The organism is Oleispirillum naphthae (assembly GCA_027864655.1).
In the GTDB taxonomy this organism is placed as follows: domain Bacteria; phylum Pseudomonadota; class Alphaproteobacteria; order Rhodospirillales; family Rhodospirillaceae; genus Oleispirillum; species Oleispirillum naphthae.
Genome location: JAQAZG010000007.1, coordinates 20,844 through 38,107, shown reverse-complemented (window position 1 = coordinate 38,107; position 17,264 = coordinate 20,844). Strand labels below are relative to the sequence as shown.

General features: G+C 70.2%; 20 protein-coding genes. 8 read left to right on the top strand and 12 right to left on the bottom strand.

All coding sequences use genetic code 11. The annotated features are described in order from the left end of the window. Positions 1-27: 27 nt before the first annotated feature. From O7R11_RS09045 to O7R11_RS09030, 4 genes are all read right to left on the bottom strand, one after another. Positions 28-1,224 (bottom strand): OmpA family protein, encoded by a 1,197-nt coding sequence (locus O7R11_RS09045; RefSeq protein ID WP_337997183.1) that lies wholly within the window; start codon positions 1,222-1,224, stop codon positions 28-30. A gap of 102 nt (positions 1,225-1,326) precedes the next feature. After that, on the bottom strand, positions 1,327-2,130 hold the full coding sequence (locus O7R11_RS09040; protein WP_337997182.1) for an inositol monophosphatase family protein: 804 nt from the start codon (positions 2,128-2,130) through the stop codon (positions 1,327-1,329). A 40-nt stretch (positions 2,131-2,170) separates the two neighbouring features. Further along, positions 2,171-2,737 carry an elongation factor P gene (efp, locus tag O7R11_RS09035; protein WP_337997181.1) on the bottom strand — a complete coding sequence of 189 codons (567 nt, stop codon included), beginning with the start codon at positions 2,735-2,737 and terminating at the stop codon, positions 2,171-2,173. A gap of 65 nt (positions 2,738-2,802) precedes the next feature. Then, positions 2,803-3,789 (bottom strand): KamA family radical SAM protein, encoded by a 987-nt coding sequence (locus O7R11_RS09030; protein ID WP_337997180.1) that lies wholly within the window; start codon positions 3,787-3,789, stop codon positions 2,803-2,805. Positions 3,790-4,031: 242 nt separating this feature from the next. Here O7R11_RS09030 and epmA point away from each other — a divergent pair, with 242 nt between their 5' ends. Beyond that, on the top strand, positions 4,032-5,078 hold the full coding sequence (gene epmA, locus O7R11_RS09025) for an EF-P lysine aminoacylase EpmA (protein WP_337997179.1): 1,047 nt from the start codon (positions 4,032-4,034) through the stop codon (positions 5,076-5,078). A gap of 170 nt (positions 5,079-5,248) precedes the next feature. On the opposite strand, the gene O7R11_RS09020 is transcribed toward epmA, so the two are convergent. Beyond that, positions 5,249-6,055 carry an AraC family transcriptional regulator gene (locus tag O7R11_RS09020; RefSeq protein ID WP_337997178.1) on the bottom strand — a complete coding sequence of 269 codons (807 nt, stop codon included), beginning with the start codon at positions 6,053-6,055 and terminating at the stop codon, positions 5,249-5,251. A gap of 93 nt (positions 6,056-6,148) precedes the next feature. Between O7R11_RS09020 and O7R11_RS09015 the strand changes: the two genes are divergently transcribed. Then, entirely contained in the window at positions 6,149-7,123 is a 975-nt protein-coding gene (locus O7R11_RS09015) for a threonine dehydratase (protein ID WP_337997177.1), read from the top strand. On the opposite strand, the gene O7R11_RS09010 is transcribed toward O7R11_RS09015, so the two are convergent. From O7R11_RS09010 to O7R11_RS08995, 4 genes are all read right to left on the bottom strand, one after another. Then, a complete protein-coding gene (locus tag O7R11_RS09010) occupies positions 7,120-7,557 on the bottom strand; it encodes a secondary thiamine-phosphate synthase enzyme YjbQ (protein WP_337997176.1) in 438 nt (145 codons plus the stop codon). The genes O7R11_RS09015 and O7R11_RS09010 overlap by 4 nt on opposite strands. A gap of 59 nt (positions 7,558-7,616) precedes the next feature. Then, complete coding sequence (locus tag O7R11_RS09005) at positions 7,617-8,360, bottom strand: PhoH family protein (protein WP_337997175.1); 744 nt, start codon at positions 8,358-8,360, stop codon at positions 7,617-7,619. 401 nt (positions 8,361-8,761) lie between these two features. Next, positions 8,762-8,974, bottom strand: a complete 213-nt coding sequence (locus O7R11_RS09000; protein ID WP_337997174.1) for a cold-shock protein — start codon at positions 8,972-8,974, stop codon at positions 8,762-8,764. A 212-nt stretch (positions 8,975-9,186) separates the two neighbouring features. Further along, positions 9,187-10,092 carry an ArgP/LysG family DNA-binding transcriptional regulator gene (locus tag O7R11_RS08995; RefSeq protein WP_337997173.1) on the bottom strand — a complete coding sequence of 302 codons (906 nt, stop codon included), beginning with the start codon at positions 10,090-10,092 and terminating at the stop codon, positions 9,187-9,189. A 123-nt stretch (positions 10,093-10,215) separates the two neighbouring features. Between O7R11_RS08995 and O7R11_RS08990 the strand changes: the two genes are divergently transcribed. After that, a complete protein-coding gene (locus O7R11_RS08990) occupies positions 10,216-10,830 on the top strand; it encodes a LysE/ArgO family amino acid transporter (RefSeq protein WP_337997172.1) in 615 nt (204 codons plus the stop codon). Here O7R11_RS08990 and O7R11_RS08985 read toward each other — a convergent pair whose 3' ends face one another. Together O7R11_RS08985 and O7R11_RS08980 are read right to left on the bottom strand one after the other, a co-directional pair. Then, positions 10,831-11,121, bottom strand: coding sequence for a hypothetical protein (locus O7R11_RS08985; RefSeq protein ID WP_337997171.1), 291 nt, complete (start codon positions 11,119-11,121; stop codon positions 10,831-10,833). Positions 11,122-11,194: 73 nt separating this feature from the next. Further along, positions 11,195-13,240, bottom strand: coding sequence for a methyl-accepting chemotaxis protein (locus tag O7R11_RS08980; RefSeq protein WP_337997170.1), 2,046 nt, complete (start codon positions 13,238-13,240; stop codon positions 11,195-11,197). Positions 13,241-13,440: 200 nt separating this feature from the next. Between O7R11_RS08980 and O7R11_RS08975 the strand changes: the two genes are divergently transcribed. Beyond that, entirely contained in the window at positions 13,441-13,833 is a 393-nt protein-coding gene (locus tag O7R11_RS08975; RefSeq protein ID WP_337997169.1) for a hypothetical protein, read from the top strand. A 10-nt stretch (positions 13,834-13,843) separates the two neighbouring features. Here O7R11_RS08975 and O7R11_RS08970 read toward each other — a convergent pair whose 3' ends face one another. Further along, on the bottom strand, positions 13,844-14,185 hold the full coding sequence (locus O7R11_RS08970) for a helix-turn-helix transcriptional regulator (protein ID WP_337997168.1): 342 nt from the start codon (positions 14,183-14,185) through the stop codon (positions 13,844-13,846). Positions 14,186-14,314: 129 nt separating this feature from the next. Between O7R11_RS08970 and O7R11_RS08965 the strand changes: the two genes are divergently transcribed. Genes O7R11_RS08965 through O7R11_RS08950 form a run of 4 tightly spaced genes read left to right on the top strand, consistent with a single transcriptional unit; the run spans position 14,315 to position 17,256 of the window. After that, positions 14,315-14,746: a carph-isopro domain-containing protein gene (locus tag O7R11_RS08965; protein ID WP_337997167.1), complete on the top strand. Its 432-nt coding sequence runs from the start codon at positions 14,315-14,317 to the stop codon at positions 14,744-14,746. Then, positions 14,743-15,390: a hypothetical protein gene (locus tag O7R11_RS08960; protein ID WP_337997166.1), complete on the top strand. Its 648-nt coding sequence runs from the start codon at positions 14,743-14,745 to the stop codon at positions 15,388-15,390. The genes O7R11_RS08965 and O7R11_RS08960 overlap by 4 nt, the downstream gene beginning before the upstream one ends. 1 nt (position 15,391) lies before the next feature. Beyond that, a complete protein-coding gene (locus tag O7R11_RS08955; RefSeq protein ID WP_337997165.1) occupies positions 15,392-17,026 on the top strand; it encodes a portal protein in 1,635 nt (544 codons plus the stop codon). After that, on the top strand, positions 17,023-17,256 hold the full coding sequence (locus tag O7R11_RS08950) for a Bbp19 family protein (protein ID WP_337997164.1): 234 nt from the start codon (positions 17,023-17,025) through the stop codon (positions 17,254-17,256). The genes O7R11_RS08955 and O7R11_RS08950 overlap by 4 nt, the downstream gene beginning before the upstream one ends. The last annotated feature ends 8 nt before the right edge of the window (positions 17,257-17,264 follow it).

The following is a 17,264-nucleotide window of genomic DNA, read 5'->3' as shown; positions in this document are numbered from 1 at the left end:
AGAGGGCGCGGGTCGGCAGGTCAGCGGTCAGGGATGGCGTTGCAGAACGACATCGACGCGGTCCGGCTTGCCCTCCGGCACCTGGTCGCCGAGGGCGCGCACCTCGATGCGGGTGTTGCGCACGTCCTGGCTCAGCAGGTAGGAGCGCACCGCAAGCGCGCGCGAGAGCGACAGGCGCCGCGCCTTGCTGCGGTTGTCCGCCTGGGCGTAGGCGAGGAGTTGCACGCTGTCGTCCGGGTCTTCGCTCAAGCGCGTCACGATGTCCTTGAGCATGGCGCGGTGCGCCTCGTTGAGGCGGGCGTCTCCGCCATCGAACAGCAGGGCGATGGTGGGCGCGGACGGCGTGGCCGCGGGCTTTGCCGCAGGCGGCGCGGGAATCGGGGCCGGGGCCGGGGGCGCGGCGGCCACCACGGTGGGCGGCGGCAGCGGCGCCGGAGCGGCGGCGGCGGCGGGCGGCGCGGCCGGGGGTTGCGGCGCGGCGGGCGCGGGCATCGCCACCGGCGCGGGCGGCGGGGCGGGCTCCGCAGTCGGCGCGGCGGGCGCGGCGGCCTTGGTTTCTTCCGCCGGGGCGGCGGGGATGATCGGCATCGGCTCGGCGGGCGGCGCGGCAGTGGCTGCCGGTTGCGCCGGAGCGGGTTTTTCGGCCGGAGTCTTCTCGACCGCCGGGGCAGGGGTGAGCGCGGGCTTGGCCGGTTCTTCCACCGGCGCGGCGGGCTTGGCGACCTGCGCCTTCTTGGCCGGCTCGGCGCGGTTGGCGGCGCGCGGCTTGTCGGGCGCGGCGAGCGCCAGCTTCTTGCTGCCGGGGCGGATCAGGCGGATCGGCGCGCCCTCCGGCGGGGTCAGCACGATGCTCTGGCTCAGGGTTTCGGGCACCAGAAGGGCGCGCGCGCCGAAAGCGGCGGCAACGCCGCGCGGCGGCACCAGGGTGACGCGCTCGGACCGGCCGGGCGGGGTGAGCATGATGCGGCGATGCGTGCCGGCGATGTCGGGGATCGGCGGGCCGGGCGGCGCGGAAAGTTCGGAGAAGGAGAAGGCGGATGAGTCGGCTTCGCCGACTGCGGAGGAGTCCACCACCACGTCCGGACCGCCGCTGCCGCCGACGATCACCAGCGCCGAAGCGGTTTGGGGAAGGGCGATTGCCAGCGCCGCCCCGGCGAACCACACCCAAGGCCGTATCGTTCGTGCCGTCACCTTGCCGTCCCCCTCGGTTACGCGGCGCGCCATCCACGCCGCGGCGCGATCTGCCCTACCATACTCAATACCCGAGGCTTTCGTAAAGCCCGAGATCGTCGTACGAAACGCCGGTTACGGAGTGTGACGGAAGGGTTACGCGCCGCGCAGCAGGCGCAGCATCGGCCCTTGCAGCTTGCGGTTGGTGGCGAGCGGGTTGCAGGCCGCGAACGGATCGGCCGAACCGTCGGTGGCGATCACCACGCCGCCCGCTTCCTGCACCAGCAGGATGCCCGCGGCGATGTCCCACGGTTTGAGGCCTTCTTCCCAATAGGCGTCCAGCCGCCCGGCGGCTATCCAGGCGAGATCCAGCGCGGCGGCGCCCATGCGGCGCACCCCGGAGACGTGCTCCATCACCCGCGTAAGCTGCCCGGAAAAGCGCGGATGGTCGCCGCGGCCGCGGTGCGGAACGCCGCAACCGACCAGAGCGTTCTCCATCTGCGCGCGGGCGGAAACGCGCAGCCGGGTTTCCCGCGACGGCGTGAGCAGGAAGGCGCCTGCGCCCTTCTCCGCATAGAACAGCTCGTCGCTGACCGGGTTGTGCACCACTGCGGCGACGATCTGGTTGTCGCGTTGCAGGGCGATGGAGATGGCGAACTGCGGGATGCCGTGCAGGAAGTTGGTGGTGCCGTCGAGCGGGTCGATGATCCAGCGGTGCGCGGTGTCCTCGCCGGGAATCTCGCCGCCTTCCTCCATCAGGAAGCCGAAGCGCGGCCGCGCCTTGGCGAGCTCCTGCTGCAGAATGCGCTCCGCCTTCTGATCGGCGGCGGAGACGAAGTCGCTCGGCCCCTTCACCGACACTTGCAGGTTTTCGACCTCGCCGAAATCGCGGACGAGACCGCGCGCCGCCTTGCGCGACGCGGAGACCATGACGTTGAGAAGCGGAGACAGCGCAGCCATCGGAATTCCTAATTCGCCGGAACGGTCGGGGCGGAGGGCCTCAGCCCTTCGCCCGCTCCACATAGGAGCAGTCGGTGGTGTTGACGACGATGCGGTCGCCCTGGGCGACGAACGGCGGAATCATCACCCGCAGGCCGTTTTCCAGCAGGCCCGGCTTGTACGACGAAGCGGCGGTCTGGCCCTTCATAACGGGTTCGCACTCCGCCACCGCCATGATCACGGTCTGCGGCAGGGTGCAGGAAACCGGCTTGCCCTCGATCGATTCGACTGCCACCTGCATGCCGTCCTGGAGGAAGGCGGCGGGTTCGCCCACCGCATCGCGCACCAGGGTGAACTGCTCGAAGGTTTCGTTGTCCATGAAGGTCAGCATGTCGCCGTCGGCGAAGAGGTACTGGCAGTCGCGTTCCTCGACCATCAGTTTCTCCACCGTGTCCGCGGTGCGCCAGCGCTCGTTGGTCTTGTTGCCGCTTTCCAGGTCGCGCATCTCCACCTGAATGAAGGCGCCGCCCTTGCCGGGCTGGATCAGCTGGATTTTCAAAACGGACCATTGACGACCGTTGTGCTCGAGAACCATGCCCGGGCGGATGGTGTTGGCTTGAATTTTCATGTGCGATCGCTACCGGTTGGGTGAGTGGGCGAAGGGACATATCCCCCGCGGCGGCGCGGACCCTATCACTTTGCGCCGTCCGGGGCAACCGTCGTCGCGGCGGGCGCATCGGCGGGATAGGGGTGCAGCGAGCCGTCGGGCGCGCGCACGTTCCAGCCGCCGTCCGCCGCCGGGGCGACGAAGGCGTCGGTGGCCCATACCTTGCCGTGGCCGCCGGGGATGTCGAGGATGTACGCGGGCAGCGCCAGGCCGGAGAGGCCGCCGCGCAGGCTTTCCATGATCTCCCGCCCGCGGGCCAGCGGCACGCGGAAATGCTCGGTGCCCGCCGCGCGGTCCGGATGGTGCAGGTAGTAGGGCTTCACCCCGAGGGCGACGAGGGCGCGGAAGAGGGCCGACAAGGTTTCCACGCTGTCGTTCACCCCGGCCAGCAGCACCGTCTGCGACACCAGGAAGCACCCGGCCCCGCGCAACGCGGCCAGCGCGGCGCGGGTCTCCGCGGTGAGTTCGTCGGCGTGGTTGACGTGCACCGCCACCCAGCGCGCGGCGCGCCCCGCCGCCAGCGCCGCGGCGGCGCGCCGGGCGCGCGCCGGGTCGTGCACCGGCAGGCGGGTGTGCAGGCGCGCCACCTCCACGCTGGGGATGGCGTCGATGCGGGCCAGCAGGGCGGCAAGCTCCGCCGCGGGCAGGGTGAGCGGGTCGCCGCCGGAAAGGATGACCTCGTGAATCTGCGGCCGCGCCGCCACGTAGTCCAGCGCCGCGGCGATCTCGGCCGCCGTCATCCTGCCTTCGCCGAGGCGGTCGCGGCGGAAGCAGAAGCGGCAGTGCGCGGCGCACGCCATGGTCGGCAGCAGCAGCACGCGGTCCGGATAGCGGTGCACCAGGCCGGGCAGCGGGCTCTTCGCCGCATCGCCGATCGGGTCCGCCAGATCGAAGGGCGAGGCCATAGACTCCTCCGCCGCGGCGACGAATTGCCGCGCCACCGCGGGCGAACGGGCGGCCAGCGCGCGCAGGTGCGGCGTCAGGCTTTCCGGCAGGGCGCGGGGCGTGGACATGTCGCTTCTTTCCATGACAGGGCACAAGGCACGGGATACATAGAGCATGGTGCGGGTGAAAACAAAAACTTTGCGAGGGGTCTCGGACCCCTCGCGCTCCCCCTAACTTTTTTCGCCGCGAAGCGGCTATCGACCGCTACGCCGCGTGATGGCTTTGTCGCGCTTCGCGCAAAAACCAAAAGGTAGGGGAGGCGCGGAGGGTCCGCGACCCTCCGCAAGGCTTTGGTTTTTAAGGAGTTCAGATGGCCGAGAACTGGTGGCATCCCGAGGCGGTGGCAGCGCGGCTGCCGGCTTTGCGCGTGCGTTCGGCGGTGGCGGCGGCGTTGCGGGCGGCGTTCCGCGCGGAGGGTTTCACCGAGGTGGAGACGCCGATCCTTCAGGTCTGCCCCGGCATGGAGCCGCACCTGCGGGTGTTTGCGACCGAGATGGAGGACGCCTTCGGCGAGGGCCGGGCGATGCGCTATCTGCACACCTCGCCGGAATTCGCGATGAAGAAGCTGCTGGCAGCCGGGCTGCCGCGCATCTTCCAGTTCGCGCGGGTGTTCCGCAACGGCGAGACCTCGCCGACGCACCACCCGGAATTCACCATGCTGGAGTGGTACCGCGCGGGCGCGGACTACACTGCGTTGATGGACGATTGCGCCCGCCTGCTGGCCGCCGCGGCGGGGGCGGCGGGGCGGGAGGAGGTGACTTTCCGCGGCGTGGCCTGCCGCCTGGATGCGGAGCCGCAGCGGATTTCCGTGCCCGAGGCGTTTTCCCGCTTCGCCGGGATCGACCTGATGGCGGCCCTCGCCGACCAGGACGCGGCGGAACCGGACCCCGCGCCGCTTGCCGCAGAGGCGCGGCGCATCGGCATTTCGGTGTCGCCCTCCGACCGCTGGGAGGACGTGTTCTTCAAGGTGATGCTGGAGGCGGTGGAGCCGCGCCTCGGCGCGGGCGCGCCGACGGTGCTGTACGACTATCCGGTGTGCCAGGCGGCGCTCTCCCGCCGCAAGCCGGGGGAGCCGCGCCTGGCGGAGCGCTTCGAACTCTATGCGGCGGGGGTGGAGCTGGCCAACGGCTTCTCCGAACTCACCGACGCGGCGGAGCAGGAGAAACGCTTTTTGGCCGATGCGGCGCTGAAGCGGCGCCTCTACGGCACCGAGGTGCCGATCGACCGGGACTTCCTCGACGCCCTCGCCTTCGGCATGCCGGAAAGCGCGGGCATCGCGCTGGGGGTGGACCGGCTGGTCATGCTCTGCGCCGGAGCGGAAAACATCGCCGATGTGCTGTGGGCGCCGGTGGTTTGAAAAACAACAACTTTGCGAGGGGTCTTGGGCCCCTCGCGCACCCCCTTACTAAGGTTTTCGTCGCAAAGCGGCAATCGACCGTCACGCCGAGGGAGGCTTTCTCGCGCTGTGCGCAAAAGAGAAGGGGGTCTGGGGCGCCGCCCCAGGCGGGGCGCGGGGCGGCAGCCCCGCTATGATCCGCGCAATGCCCCCGGCGTGACGCCGAGGATGCGGCGGAAGGCGGCGCTCATGTGGGCGTGGGAGGAGAACCCGGCGGCAAAGGCGACGGTGCTGAGGTCGTCCGCCCCGGCGCGGATGAGGGCGCGGGCGCGGGCGATGCGGCGGGTGAGCACGTAGGCGTGCGGGGTTTCGCCGGTGGCCGCCTTGAAGGCGCGGGAGAAGAAGTCTGCCGAGAGGCCGAGTTCGGCCGCCATCTCCGCCACCGAGGGGCCGGTCTCCAGCCGCGCTTCCACCAGATCCTCGATGCGCTTGAGGCGTTGCGGCGTCATCCAGCCTCCGGCGGCGGCCCCCGCCGTGGCGCGGGGGACGGCGGCATGCGCCGCCAGGGCCGCCGCATGCGCATCGAACAACAGCGGGTCCGGCGGCCCGCCCGCCAGCAGCAGGGCGCGCAGGGTCCAGGCGGCGCGCGCCGCCGCCGCATCCTGGGAACCGCTGAAGCGTTCCGCCGCGCCGTCCGCCGCGCTGGGCAGGATGAGGCGGAGGTATTCGCCGCCCGCGGCGGAGCGGGAAAACACCTCGCACCCGGCGGGCACGAAGGCGAGGCTGCGGGCGCGCACGCGGAAGGGGCGCACCCGGTCGGAGGCGAAGGCATGCTCCCCGGCCTGCGGGTCGAAGGCGAAGCCGACCGCCGCGCGTTCCGTGGTGTAGCGCACCTCGTAGGGCTGACGCGGCAGCAGTTCCGCCTCCCATACGGCGGTGGCGAAGCGGCGGGTCGGCTCGGGCGCAGGACGTTCAGGGCGGTGCGTGGTGGAATCCATGACCTCTGTCCGGTAAAAGCGCGTCGGATTTATGATAGCGGATAGCAAAACGGCGCAACACGTTGCTCCATATCATCGTAATTGGAGGATGTGATGCCTTTGTTCAAGAAGGAGGAGATTGCGGAGGCCGCGCAGTTGGTCTACCGCTTCATGCCGCCGACGCCGCAGTACGTCTGGCCCGGGCTGTGCGAGCGGACCGGCGCGACGGTGTGGGTGAAGCACGAGAATCATACGCCTGCCGGAGCCTTCAAGGTGCGCGGCGGCATTACCTTCATCGATTGGCTGAAGCGGGAGCACCCGGAGGTCGAGGGCATCGTCACCGCGACGCGCGGCAATCACGGCCAGAGCCAGGCGCGCGCCGCCCACGCGGCGGGGCTGCGTGCCAAGATCGTGGTGCCGGAGGGCAACTCGGTGGAGAAGAACGCGGCGATGCGCGGCTTCGGCGGCGAACTGGTGGTCCACGGCGCGGATTTCAACGCGGCGGGAGAAGAGGCGCGGCGGATTGCGGCGGAGGAGGGCCTGTTCCCGGTTCCGGCGTTCCATCCGGCTCTGGTGTGCGGCGTCGCCACCTATGCGCTGGAGCTGTTCACCGCCGCGCCGGACCTCGACGCGGTGTACGTGCCGATCGGCTGCGGCTCCGGCATTTGCGGGCTGATTGCGGCGCGCGACGCGCTGGGCCTCTCGACCGAGATCATCGGCGTGGTCTCCACCGAGGCCCTGGCGGCGAAGCTTTCCTTCGAGGCGGGGAAGCTGATTTCCACCGAGAGCGCGCGCACCTTCGCCGACGGCATCGCGGTGCGGATTCCGGTGGCCGAGGCGTTTGCCGTCTACGGGCCGGGGGCGAGCCGCATCGTCGCGGTCTCCGACGACGAGGTGGCCGAGGCGATGCGCCTTTATTTCAGCGCCACCCACAACGTCGCCGAGGGCGCGGGCGCCGCGCCGCTTGCCGCCCTGCTGCAGGAGGCGGGGGCGATGCGCGGCAGGAAGGTGGGGGTCATCCTCTCCGGAGCCAACGTGGACAGCGCGGATTTCGCGCAGGTGCTGGCAGGGAAAACGCCGCAAGTCTAATACCCCGCGTAGTGCAGCACGACGACGCGGGAATGTGGAATGCGGCGATGCTCGAACAGGTAGACCTCCTGCCAGGTGCCGAGCATCATCGCGCCGCTCGCCACCGGCACGCCGAGCGAGACGTCGGTCAGCGCGGTGCGGATGTGCGCGGGCATGTCGTCCGGGCCTTCCTGCATGTGGCGGAACCAGGGGGTGTCCTCCGGCGCGACGCGGTCGAAGAACTCCATGATGTCGCGCAGCACGTCGGGGTCGGCGTTTTCCTGGATGGTCAGCGAGGCGGAGGTGTGGCGGCAGAATACCGTCACCTGGCCGAGGCGGGCGTCGATCTCGCGCAGCCAGCGGTCGATGCTGCCCGACATCGGGTAGAGCCCGAGGCCGCGGGTGTCGAGGGTGAGGGTGGTCTGCGCGTGGCGTGGAATCGGGATTTCGGACATGGCGGGGCCTTTTCTCGCGCCGGCTTCCCGCGCATGCGCGCGGGAAGCCGGTCCCCCGATTATAGGTAGGGAATCATGCTGGCGACCAGGGGGTGCCGCACCACATCGGCCTCGGTCAACTTGATCTGTGCGATGCCGTCCACCGGCTCCAGCCGGTGCGCGATATCGGTGAGGCCGGACATCCCGGGCAGCAGGTCGGACTGGTCGGGGTCGCCGGTGATCACCATGGTGGAGTGCCAGCCGAGCCGGGTGAGCAGCATCTTGATCTGGCCATAGGTGCAGTTCTGCGCCTCGTCGATGACGATGAAGGCGTTGTTCAGGGTGCGCCCGCGCATGAACGCCACCGGCGCGATCTCGATCGAGCCGTCGGCGAGCAGGGCCTTGAGCTTGCGCGCGCCGAGCCGGTCGTTCAGCGCGTCGTAGAGGGGGCGCAGATAGGGCAGCAGCTTGTCCTCCATGCCGCCGGGCAGGTAGCCCAGGTTTTCGCCCGCCTCCACCGCCGGGCGGGAGAGCAGGATGCGGGCGATGCTTCCGTCCTCGAAGGCCTCGCAGGCGGCGGCGATGGCGAGGTAGGTCTTGCCGGTGCCGGCGGGGCCGAGCGCCATGGTGATGGGGTGGGTCTCCATCGCTTCCATGAGAAGGCGCTGGTTCTCGTTGTAGGGGCGGACATGGCGGCGGAAGCTCTGATCGCGGCTTTCTTCAAGCGGGCTCCAGCAGGATTCCGGAGGGGACAGGGGTTGCACGTTGTCGAAGGAGTGCATCGCGGACGGGCTGATCTTGCGGCTGCGTTGCGGTTTACCCATGTGCTGCGGTCCTTTGCGCGGGGATACGAACAAAAAACCCCCCGCACGGGGCGGGAGGCGCGAACGACAGACCAGGATGGCCGGACAGGGCGGATGCGGCGGGCGGAACGCGGCGGCCGGCCGCGGGTGCGCGAGGCGTTATGGAGTTCCCGAAACGGGCAGGCCGCATAGGCGGGTCCCCTTTCCAAACATCAACCCTTGAGAGTCACCGTACACGAGTTGCCGTCCCTGCGCATCAAAATAATGCGACATAAAACGGCAACACATACTATATGTAGAGAAAATAGGCAAAATGCCTCGCGCAAAGGCAGCAATCAAAACGCATCCGGACAAAAAGAAACGGGGGGCGAAGAGCCCCCCGTTCCTTGCAGCCGGTGATCGACCGGCACGTGATGGATGGTTCACTCGTCCATGAGGGCGAGGTTTTCCGCCGCTTCGCGTCCGCCGCGGCCGGCCACCAGCTCGTAGGACAAACGCTGTCCATCGTTCAGGCTGCGCAGTCCGGCGCGCTCGACCGCCGAGATGTGCACGAACGCATCCTTTCCACCCTCATCCGGCTGGATGAAGCCGTAGCCTTTGGTGGTGTTGAACCATTTCACGGTTCCAGTCGCCATCGTTGTCGTACCTTCTATCGCCGTGAGGGCCGTCCCATGCCTGGGAGGCAGGCCACCCACGTTTCGTGGATAATCGTCCCAGCCGGAGCCGGCGCGCAGCTCGCCTTGGCCCGCCGCCGCCGGTCACTAAGGGACCCTTGCATAAAATGTGTGACACGTTCCCAGAGGACGAACAAGAGGAATTCTATTCATCTTCGGGGTTTTTACTCACCTCACAGACTACGCGCAGTCGCCGGTTGCAGCGCCTCGCGCGCGGCGTTGAGAATTTCCGCCGCCACCGCATCGAGGATGCGCGGACCGCGCTCGCGCCGGTGCAGAATCAGGCGCCGCGACAGCCCCTGCGGGCAGATGCGCACCAGGGCGCCGTCGGTGACGAGGGCGCGCACCTGCGGCTCGGCGCACAGCGCATAGGCGATGCCCTGGCGCGCCGCGACGACGAACCCTTCGGAGGAGGGCAGAACGTGGCAGGGAAAGTCGCCGGGGCCGAGGCCGAAGTGCTTTTCCAGATAGAGGTGGTGCAACTCGTCATGGCGGCCGTAGATCACCGCAGGCGCCGCCTTCAGCGCCGCGGCGGTGACGCCCGCGGGGAAGAAGCGGGCGACGAACTCCGGCGTGGCGACCGGGTAATAGGCGAGCGCGCCGAGGCGGTAGGATTTCAACCCCTGCACGTCGTCGGCGCGGGTGCCGATGCAGGCGAGCACGTGGCCGGATTTGAGGATGTCGAGAGTGCGCGTCTCGTCATCGACGATGAGGTCCACCAGCAGGTTGTGGCGGCGGAACAACAGCGCCGGAATGTCGGAGAACCAGGTGGCGAGGCTGTCGGCGTTGAGCGCCAGGCGCACCCGCTCGAACGGCAGGGGCGCGGCGTCGCCGGTATCGACGCGGAGGTCGCGCTCCATCAGCCGGGCGTTGAGGATGTATTGGAACGCCCGGTCGCCCGCGGCGGTGGCGACCACCGGCTTGCTGCGCACCAGAAGCGGCTCGCCGAATTGTGATTCGAGGCGCTTGATGCGCTGCGACACCGCCGACTGGGTGAGGCCCAGGTTGCCGGCGGCGCGTTCGAAACTGCCGAGGCGGATGACCGCGGCAAGGGCTTCCAGGCAGCGGGAGTCGAGCATGGCGAACCATAATTTCAATTCATGTCGGATAAGAATTATACGCTCAATTAATGCGGATGGCGAGCGCATGATGCCTTCCGAAGCGGCAATCGAGCCGCCGCAGTATGCTTGGGAGCACGTGTCATGTTCGGGTTTTCCGCCTATCTCGCGGGGCTGATGCTGGGGGGCAGCCTGATCGTCGCCATCGGCGCGCAGAACGCCTTCGTTCTCGGCCAGGGGCTGCGCCGCAGCTTCCCCGCGACCACGGCGGCGGTGTGTTCGCTGTGCGACGTGCTGCTGATCGGCGGCGGCGTCGCAGGCGCGGGCGTGGCGGTGGCGATGCACCCGATGCTGGCGCGCGGCCTCACCCTCGCCGGTGCGGCGTTCATGCTGGTCTACGGCGCGCTGGCGGCGCGCCGCGCCATCCTCGGCGACGGCCAGGGCCTGGGCGGCGGGCGCTTTTCCGGCGGGCGGCGCGCCGTGGTCGGCGGGGCCCTGGCGGTGAGCCTGCTCAACCCGCATGCCTACATGGATGCGCTGCTGCTGATCGGCGGCGTCGCGGCGCAGATGCCCGCGGCGAGCCGTCCGGCCTTCGCGCTGGGGGCGATGAGCGCCAGCATCGTCTGGTTCTTCGGCCTCGGTCTCGGCGCTTCGGCGATGGCCGGCGCACTGGCGCGGCCCGCCACCTGGCGGGTGATCAACGCCGCCACCGCCATCGTCATGGCGGCGCTGGCGGTGCGCCTGCTGCACGGGCTGTGATTACTGCGCCGTCTTCTGCGACTTGATGTTGGAAAGCGTCTTGTCGGTCTTCGACAGCTTGCCGCTGCCGAGCTTGCGGGTCTTCAGCGTGCCCTTGTCGTCGAATACGATCCCCGCCTCGCGGTTCTTCTTGGAGATCGTCTGCTTCGGCGTCACCGGCACGCTGGACTTCGCCTTGGTGGTGGAGAAGGGGATCGGCTGCGGCGCGCTGCCCGCAAGCGCGGGCGCGGCGGCGAGGGCAAGACAGAGCGCGGACAGACATGCCGTCCGCAGCCGGGATGCACGGGACATCGCATCATCTCCATCGGCGGATCGCGGGAAGGCCAGTCTATGCCGCGGCCGGTGAGCAAACCGTTAACGCGCCCTACAATGCGTTGATCGTGCCGATGAAGCCGTCGAGTTCCGCCTCCAGGCGGTTCGACTGGGCGGTGAGCTCCGCCACCGTGGCGACCACGCCGCCCGCGCTTGCGCTGGCATCGGCGATGGCGCGGCTCATGTGGCCGAGGCGTTCGGAGACCGCATCGGTGCCCTGCGCCGCCGCGGCCACGTGGCTGCGGATGTCGGAACTGGCGGCGGTCTGCACCCGCACCGCCTCGGTGAGGTTGCGGGCCAGGGTCTCGATGTCGGCCACGTCGGCGCAGATGCCGGAGATTCCCTCCACCGTGGTGACGATGTCGGATTGAATCGTCTTCACCCGGCCGTCGATGTCGGCGGTGGCCTGGCGCGTCTGCTGCGCCAGCTGCTTCACCTCGTCGGCGACCACGGCGAAGCCCTTGCCCGCCATGCCCGCGCGCGCCGCCTCGATGGTGGCGTTCAAGGCGAGCAGGTTGGTCCGGTCGGCGATCTCGGCGATCAGTTCCACCACCTTGCCGATGTCCTGCGCGGCCTGGGAGAGCGCCTGCACCTGCCCGGTGATGGCGGTCGCCCCCTCGATCGCGCGGCGGATCGAGGCGCCGGATTCCACCAGCCGCCGGTCCACCGATTCCACCGCCTGCAGCAGGTCCTCGCTGGAGGAGACGACGCGGGTCATGCTGTCGGCGGCCAGCGCGATGGTGCGCGCCATATCCTCGCCCTGGCCGCGCGTCGTGGCGCTGTCGCGGGAGAGGCCCTGCGCGTCGGCGGCGATGCGCTCGGCGCTGCCTTGCACCGCCTGGGCGACCTTGCGCACCGTGTTCTCGAAGGAATCGGCCATGCGCTTCAGGGTGTCGCGGCGGTCGCGTTCCGCCGCCTCGCGGTTGGCCAGGTCCTGGGCGCGGATGCGTTCCACCTCGTGGGCGGTCTGCTTGAACACCGCGATGGAGCGGGCCATCGCGCCGATCTCGTCGCGGCGGTTGAGGCCGGGGATGCGCACCGAGCGGTCGCCGGCGGCAAGCGCGTTCATCGCGTTGCGGATGTCGGCGATGGGGCGGTGGATGGACCGCGCGATGGCGATGGCGAGGAAGCCGAACAGCGCGATGCCGATGCCGCCCGCGACGGCGAGCGCGCGGGCGGTGCGGGCGCGCACCGCGCGGCCCTTGGCCTGCGCCGCGGCGAGGTTGCCGCCGGTGGCGGCGAGCAGGTCCTGCGCTTCGCGGCGGGTCTCGCCGAAGGCGGCGGCGAGCGCCGCATCGGCCTCCGCCCGCTGGTTCACCGCATCCACGTAGGCGCGCATGGCGGAGCCGTAGTCCTTGAGTGCGGCGGAAAGCTTCTTGCGGGTGTCCGCGCCGAAGGGGCCGCCGTAGATGGCGAAATCCATCTCGTTGACGATCTTGCGCAGCTTGCCCGCGTCCTCGGCGCTGGCGGTGACCAGGAAGGATTGCTCGAAGCGGCGCAGCTCGGTCATCTTGGCGGAGATCGCGGCGACGTTGGGCCACATCACCAGTTCCGCCTCGATCTCGTGGCTTGCCGCGGTCATCCGGCCGCGCAGGCCGTCGCCCGCGCCGAGGCCGATCTGCGCGCGCGCCGCGCCCGCCGCGTCGAAGGTGGCGGACAGCCGGGAAATCCGTGCCGCCAGGGTTTCGGCCCGTGCCGCCTGCGCATGGCGCGCGGCCTCGGCGGCGGCGGCGGAGAAGGCGGTCCCAGCCGCCTCGGGATCGCGGGAAAAACCGATGTCGGCCACTTCCATGCGCGCCATCATCAGCTCCAGGGAGCGGATCTCGTCGCCCACCACGCGCAGGGAGTCCGCCTCCGCCTCGGTGGCGCGGATGGAGCGCTCGCCGAGCGTCTGCACCACCGCCGCACCGCCCAGCATGAGCAGGCTGAGCACCACCAGGGCATAGATGCGCCGCCCGATTCGCAGGTTGGCGAGCAGGCGGCTGATCAGGCCGTGGCTGCGCGCCGGGGCGATGCGGCTCTCCCGCTCCAGGGCTTCCTGCGCCTCGGGCGTGAGCACTTCGCCGGGCATCAGGGTGGGTGCGAAATCGGCGGTCATGGCGTTCGGGAGTCTCCCCAGTGGTCTCGGGCGCTGCATCGTGGCAGCATTCAGGAGCGCCCGCCGAGGGGCGGTCAACCGCGTCATGAATATTTCAACAAACGGCGCGGTGGAAAAACTCGGCCCATACGGGAAAGCCAAGAGGTATGGACAACCGGGGGGAGGGGGTTATCCTGGTACGGCTAAGGGGAGGACGCATCATGGCGGAGCCATCCGATCCGATCTGGGAACGCGCGCTGACGTTGCTCGAGCGTGCCCCCACCTGGCATGAGTTGCGCCGCGCCCTGGAGGCCGAAGGCCTGGTGGACCGCCTCGGCGGGGCGGGGATGCAGGCCCTGCTCGCCGAGTGGCATGCCTGCGCCGCCGCCGCCCTCAACGACGTGGAACTGCGCATCGAATTGGGCTTCTGGGCCGAGGGCGGCACCTATGCCGAGCACCTGCGGGGGTTCCAGGCGATTCCCCCGGCGGTGCTGGTGGCGCAGGCGCGCGTCCGCGGCTGGTTCGTGCGGCAGGGGACTTCCGGCAAGGCGATCGTCAACCCGCCCGGCGCGCGGCCGCTGGTCATCGGGGCCGGCGTGGACGGCGGGGAATAGGGACGGGGGGTCAGAACGCGCTGATGGCGCGCAGCCAGCGCCGGCGCTCCGCCTCGGGCATGGCGCGGAAGGCGGAAAGCCACGCCGCCTCGTCGGCGTCGAGCGCGGCGGCGGACGCGGGGCCGCCCTCCGCCGGGCGCAGGTGCGGCGGCGGCGGGGCGCAGAGCAGCAGCACCGTCATCGGGTCCATTTCGAGGAAGCGCGCAAGCGGCAGCAGTTCCGCCACGTGCACGTCGCGGCGGCCGCGCAGGATTTCGGAAATCCGCGTCGGCGGCAGCCCCAGGGCCTGCGCCAGTTCAGTTTTCTTTTTGCCCAGCTCGGCCAGGCGTTCGGCGATCCAGGTCTGTTCCATGGTCCCATCATACCCGTTTCGGCGCTCCACGCATAGACGATTATCGTCATTTTTTGCTGGACAAGTATTGCCGATTATCGTAATATCCACTCCATCGCACAAACCGCAGAAACCGGGAAGGGGGGCGTGATGGCGCAAAACGGCGAGATTGTGGACTGCCTGGTCAAGGCGTTCGGTGGGCTTTCCGCGATGGCTCGGGCGTTGGGGCATGCGCACGCCAGCACGGTGCAGGGCTGGGCGGCGCGGCAGTCGATTCCGCGCTGGAGATTTTACGAAATACGTAATTCTAAGCCCTGCCGCCGCGACCCCCGCATCGCCCTGCTGCTCGACCGGCTGGAGGCGGAGCCCGCCGCCGCGCGCCCCGAGGGGCCGCACGACCCGGTGGGCTGCCGCTACATCGCGGGCGATCCGAAGTGGGAGTGGGCCTATTGCAACAAGCCGTTACGCCCCGGCTCTTCCTATTGCGCGGAGCATCATGCGCTCTGCTGCCTGCCCCCCGGGGACCCCGCCGCCCTGGCGGAGGTGGAGGCGGCGGCGCGTGGCGAAGAGGCTGCGCGATGAACTTTCCCCGCACCGCGCCCGCGCAGACCGCGCCGGACTGGACCGTCGCGTTCTGCGACCCTCCGCCGCTGCCGCCCGGCGCGCCCTGGCGCAACCGCCTGCTGCACCGGCTGCTCACCGTGCTGCTCAGGCCGGGGTTCCGCCACTGCTATGCGCTGCGGCCGTTGCATCTGGCCGAGGGGTGGCTGCTGTTCAATCCGCACAGCGCCTGCACCGACATTCTCGAATTGCGCGGGCAGGGCTTCGCCGCCCACCTCGCCGCCGAGGCCGCGGCCGGGCGCTGCCGCCTGGTGCGGGCCGCGGCGCGGCGGCCCGAGGCTTGGGCGCCGCGCTTTTCCGCCACCTGCGTGTCCGCGGTGGCGCACCTGATCGGCGCGCCGTCCCGCCCGTGGACCACGCCTTTCGCCCTTTATCGTCGCTTGAAACAGGAGGAAACCGCGATGGGTTCGATCTTTTCCACGCCGAGCGTGGACACCTCGGCAGCCGACCGGCAGGCCGAGCTTGCCCGGCAGGAGGCCGCGGAAACCAAGGCCAAGACCGAGGCGAAGCTGCGTGCCCTGCGCGCCGGGCAGTCCGGGCGGTCGCTGCTGTCCTATTCCGGGACCGGCGAGCAGGGGGTGAAGACCACCCTGGGGGCGGGCTGACATGGCGAAGACCGAAGACCGTCATGCCGATCCGCTGCTGCGGCGCTTCGCCCGCGCCGAGGCGAAACGCCGGATGTGGGATTCCATCCTGAGCGAGACCTACCGCCTCGCGCTGCCCAACCAGGACGACCCGGAGGCCAACGCCCGCGGCGGCAAGCGCGATACGGAAATCTTCGACGGCACCGCGATCCGCGCGGTGAAGTGGAAGCGCGCCAAGCTGCACGGCGACCTGTTCCCGCCGTTCCGCCACTGGACCCACTTCCTGCCCGAGGGGCTGGACGCCGACGACCTGGACGCCGCCGCGGCGCACGCCTGGGCGGGCTTCGTCGAGAGCGCGGAGCGCAAGTTCCACAAGGCGATCGACCGTTCCAACTTCCACCTCGAAGCGCCGCTGGCGCTCGGCGACGCGCTGATCTCCACCGGCGCGCTGCTGGTCCAGGAGGGCACCCCCGACGACCCGTTGCGCTTCGAGGCGGTGCCGGTCTCCCAGGTGATTCCGGAGGAAAGCCCCGACGGGGTGATCCGCACGGTGTTCCGCGCCTTCGACGTGCCGGGCCGCGATCTCGCGGCGCGCTGGCCGGACGCGAAACTGCCCGCGGAAGTGAGCGAGCGCATCGACGCCGACCCGGACGGCGCGCTGCGCGTCGTCGAGGCGACGGTGTGGGACCCGGAGGAGCAGCGCTACGACTATGCGGTGATCCTCGCCGACGGCGAGCGCCGCATCGTCGAGCGCGATTACCGCACCTCGCCGTGGGTGGTGTTCCGCATCGACAAGGCGACCGGCGAGACCATGGGGCGCGGCCCGGTGCTGGATGCGCGCGCCGACATCGCCACCGCCAACAAGACCAAGGAGCTGATCCTCAAGAACGCCTCGATCGCGGTCACCGGCATCTGGCAGGCGGAGGACGACGGCGTGCTCAACCCCGCCAACATCAAGCTGGTGCCCGGCGCGATCATTCCCAAGGCGGCGGGTTCCGAGGGCCTCAAGCCCCTGGAAGCGCCGGGCAAGTTCGACGTCTCGCAGCTTCTGCTCAAGGACCTGCAGGACGGCATCGAGGCGGCGATCAAGGGCCCCGCCCTGCCGCCGGTGGAGGCGGGCAGCCGCACCGCCTACGAGATCGGCGAACGCCGCTCCGACCAGATGGCGGTGGACGTGCCGATGAGCCTGCGCCTGCTCTCGGAACTCGACTATCCGCTGGTGATGCGCTGCCTCGCCATCCTTACCGGCCCGGCGATGGCGGGCGGGCCGTACTACATCGAACCGCCGCTCCTCGGCGAGCGGCGGGTGCGTCCGGTGCCGGTGTCGCCCCTGGTGCGCTATCAGGACATCGCCGAGGCACAGGCACGCAACCAGGCGCTGTTGCTGGCGATGCAGGTGGACGCGGAGACCACGCTCGCCCTGGTGGACCGCGCGCGCTACATCCGCGACTTCCTGGAGGCGCACGGCTTCAAGCCGACCCACCTGCGCCCGCCGGAGGAGGAGGCGCAGCCTGCCGCGGCCGCGGTGGAGGAAGGGGCGCTCGCGCCGCTCTTCCGTCTCCTCGCCGGGGCGGGGGAGTCGCCGCAGGGCGGCGACGCGGCGCGGCTCTCCGCGCTCGCCGTCCGCCTCGCCGGGAGCGGGGAGGCGGCGTCATGAGCCTCCCCGCCGCCCTCATGCCGCTCGCGCCGGAGGAGGCGGGGCCGGTGTTCGCCCGCCTGTTCGCCGCCGCCGACGGCGGCCGCGCGCTCGCCTATCTGCGGGCGATGACGCTCGACCGCGCGGTCGGCGCCCACGTCAGCAGCGAGCAGCTCTGGCACCTGGAGGGCCAGCGCTACCTCGCCCGTCACATCCTCAAGCTGGTGGAGCGCGGCGCCGCGCCGTCGTGACGGCGAGG

Bases quoted from the DNA above. Each gene is read 5' to 3' on its own strand.
- O7R11_RS08995 (WP_337997173.1), bottom strand. From the start codon at position 10,092: ATGCTCGACTCCCGCTGCCTGGAAGCCCTTGCCGCGGTCATCCGCCTC.
- O7R11_RS09040 (WP_337997182.1), bottom strand. From the start codon at position 2,130: ATGGCTGCGCTGTCTCCGCTTCTCAACGTCATGGTCTCCGCGTCGCGC.
- O7R11_RS08975 (WP_337997169.1), top strand. From the start codon at position 13,441: ATGGCGGAGCCATCCGATCCGATCTGGGAACGCGCGCTGACGTTGCTC.
- O7R11_RS09010 (WP_337997176.1), bottom strand. From the start codon at position 7,557: ATGTCCGAAATCCCGATTCCACGCCACGCGCAGACCACCCTCACCCTC.
- O7R11_RS09030 (WP_337997180.1), bottom strand. From the start codon at position 3,789: ATGTCCACGCCCCGCGCCCTGCCGGAAAGCCTGACGCCGCACCTGCGC.
- O7R11_RS08955 (WP_337997165.1), top strand. From the start codon at position 15,392: ATGGCGAAGACCGAAGACCGTCATGCCGATCCGCTGCTGCGGCGCTTC.
- O7R11_RS08965 (WP_337997167.1), top strand. From the start codon at position 14,315: ATGGCGCAAAACGGCGAGATTGTGGACTGCCTGGTCAAGGCGTTCGGT.
- O7R11_RS09020 (WP_337997178.1), bottom strand. From the start codon at position 6,055: ATGGATTCCACCACGCACCGCCCTGAACGTCCTGCGCCCGAGCCGACC.
- O7R11_RS08985 (WP_337997171.1), bottom strand. From the start codon at position 11,121: ATGTCCCGTGCATCCCGGCTGCGGACGGCATGTCTGTCCGCGCTCTGT.
- O7R11_RS09005 (WP_337997175.1), bottom strand. From the start codon at position 8,360: ATGGGTAAACCGCAACGCAGCCGCAAGATCAGCCCGTCCGCGATGCAC.
- epmA (WP_337997179.1), top strand. From the start codon at position 4,032: ATGGCCGAGAACTGGTGGCATCCCGAGGCGGTGGCAGCGCGGCTGCCG.
- O7R11_RS08980 (WP_337997170.1), bottom strand. From the start codon at position 13,240: ATGACCGCCGATTTCGCACCCACCCTGATGCCCGGCGAAGTGCTCACG.
- O7R11_RS09015 (WP_337997177.1), top strand. From the start codon at position 6,149: ATGCCTTTGTTCAAGAAGGAGGAGATTGCGGAGGCCGCGCAGTTGGTC.
- O7R11_RS08950 (WP_337997164.1), top strand. From the start codon at position 17,023: ATGAGCCTCCCCGCCGCCCTCATGCCGCTCGCGCCGGAGGAGGCGGGG.
- O7R11_RS08960 (WP_337997166.1), top strand. From the start codon at position 14,743: ATGAACTTTCCCCGCACCGCGCCCGCGCAGACCGCGCCGGACTGGACC.
- efp (WP_337997181.1), bottom strand. From the start codon at position 2,737: ATGAAAATTCAAGCCAACACCATCCGCCCGGGCATGGTTCTCGAGCAC.
- O7R11_RS08970 (WP_337997168.1), bottom strand. From the start codon at position 14,185: ATGGAACAGACCTGGATCGCCGAACGCCTGGCCGAGCTGGGCAAAAAG.
- O7R11_RS09000 (WP_337997174.1), bottom strand. From the start codon at position 8,974: ATGGCGACTGGAACCGTGAAATGGTTCAACACCACCAAAGGCTACGGC.
- O7R11_RS09045 (WP_337997183.1), bottom strand. From the start codon at position 1,224: ATGGCGCGCCGCGTAACCGAGGGGGACGGCAAGGTGACGGCACGAACG.
- O7R11_RS08990 (WP_337997172.1), top strand. From the start codon at position 10,216: ATGTTCGGGTTTTCCGCCTATCTCGCGGGGCTGATGCTGGGGGGCAGC.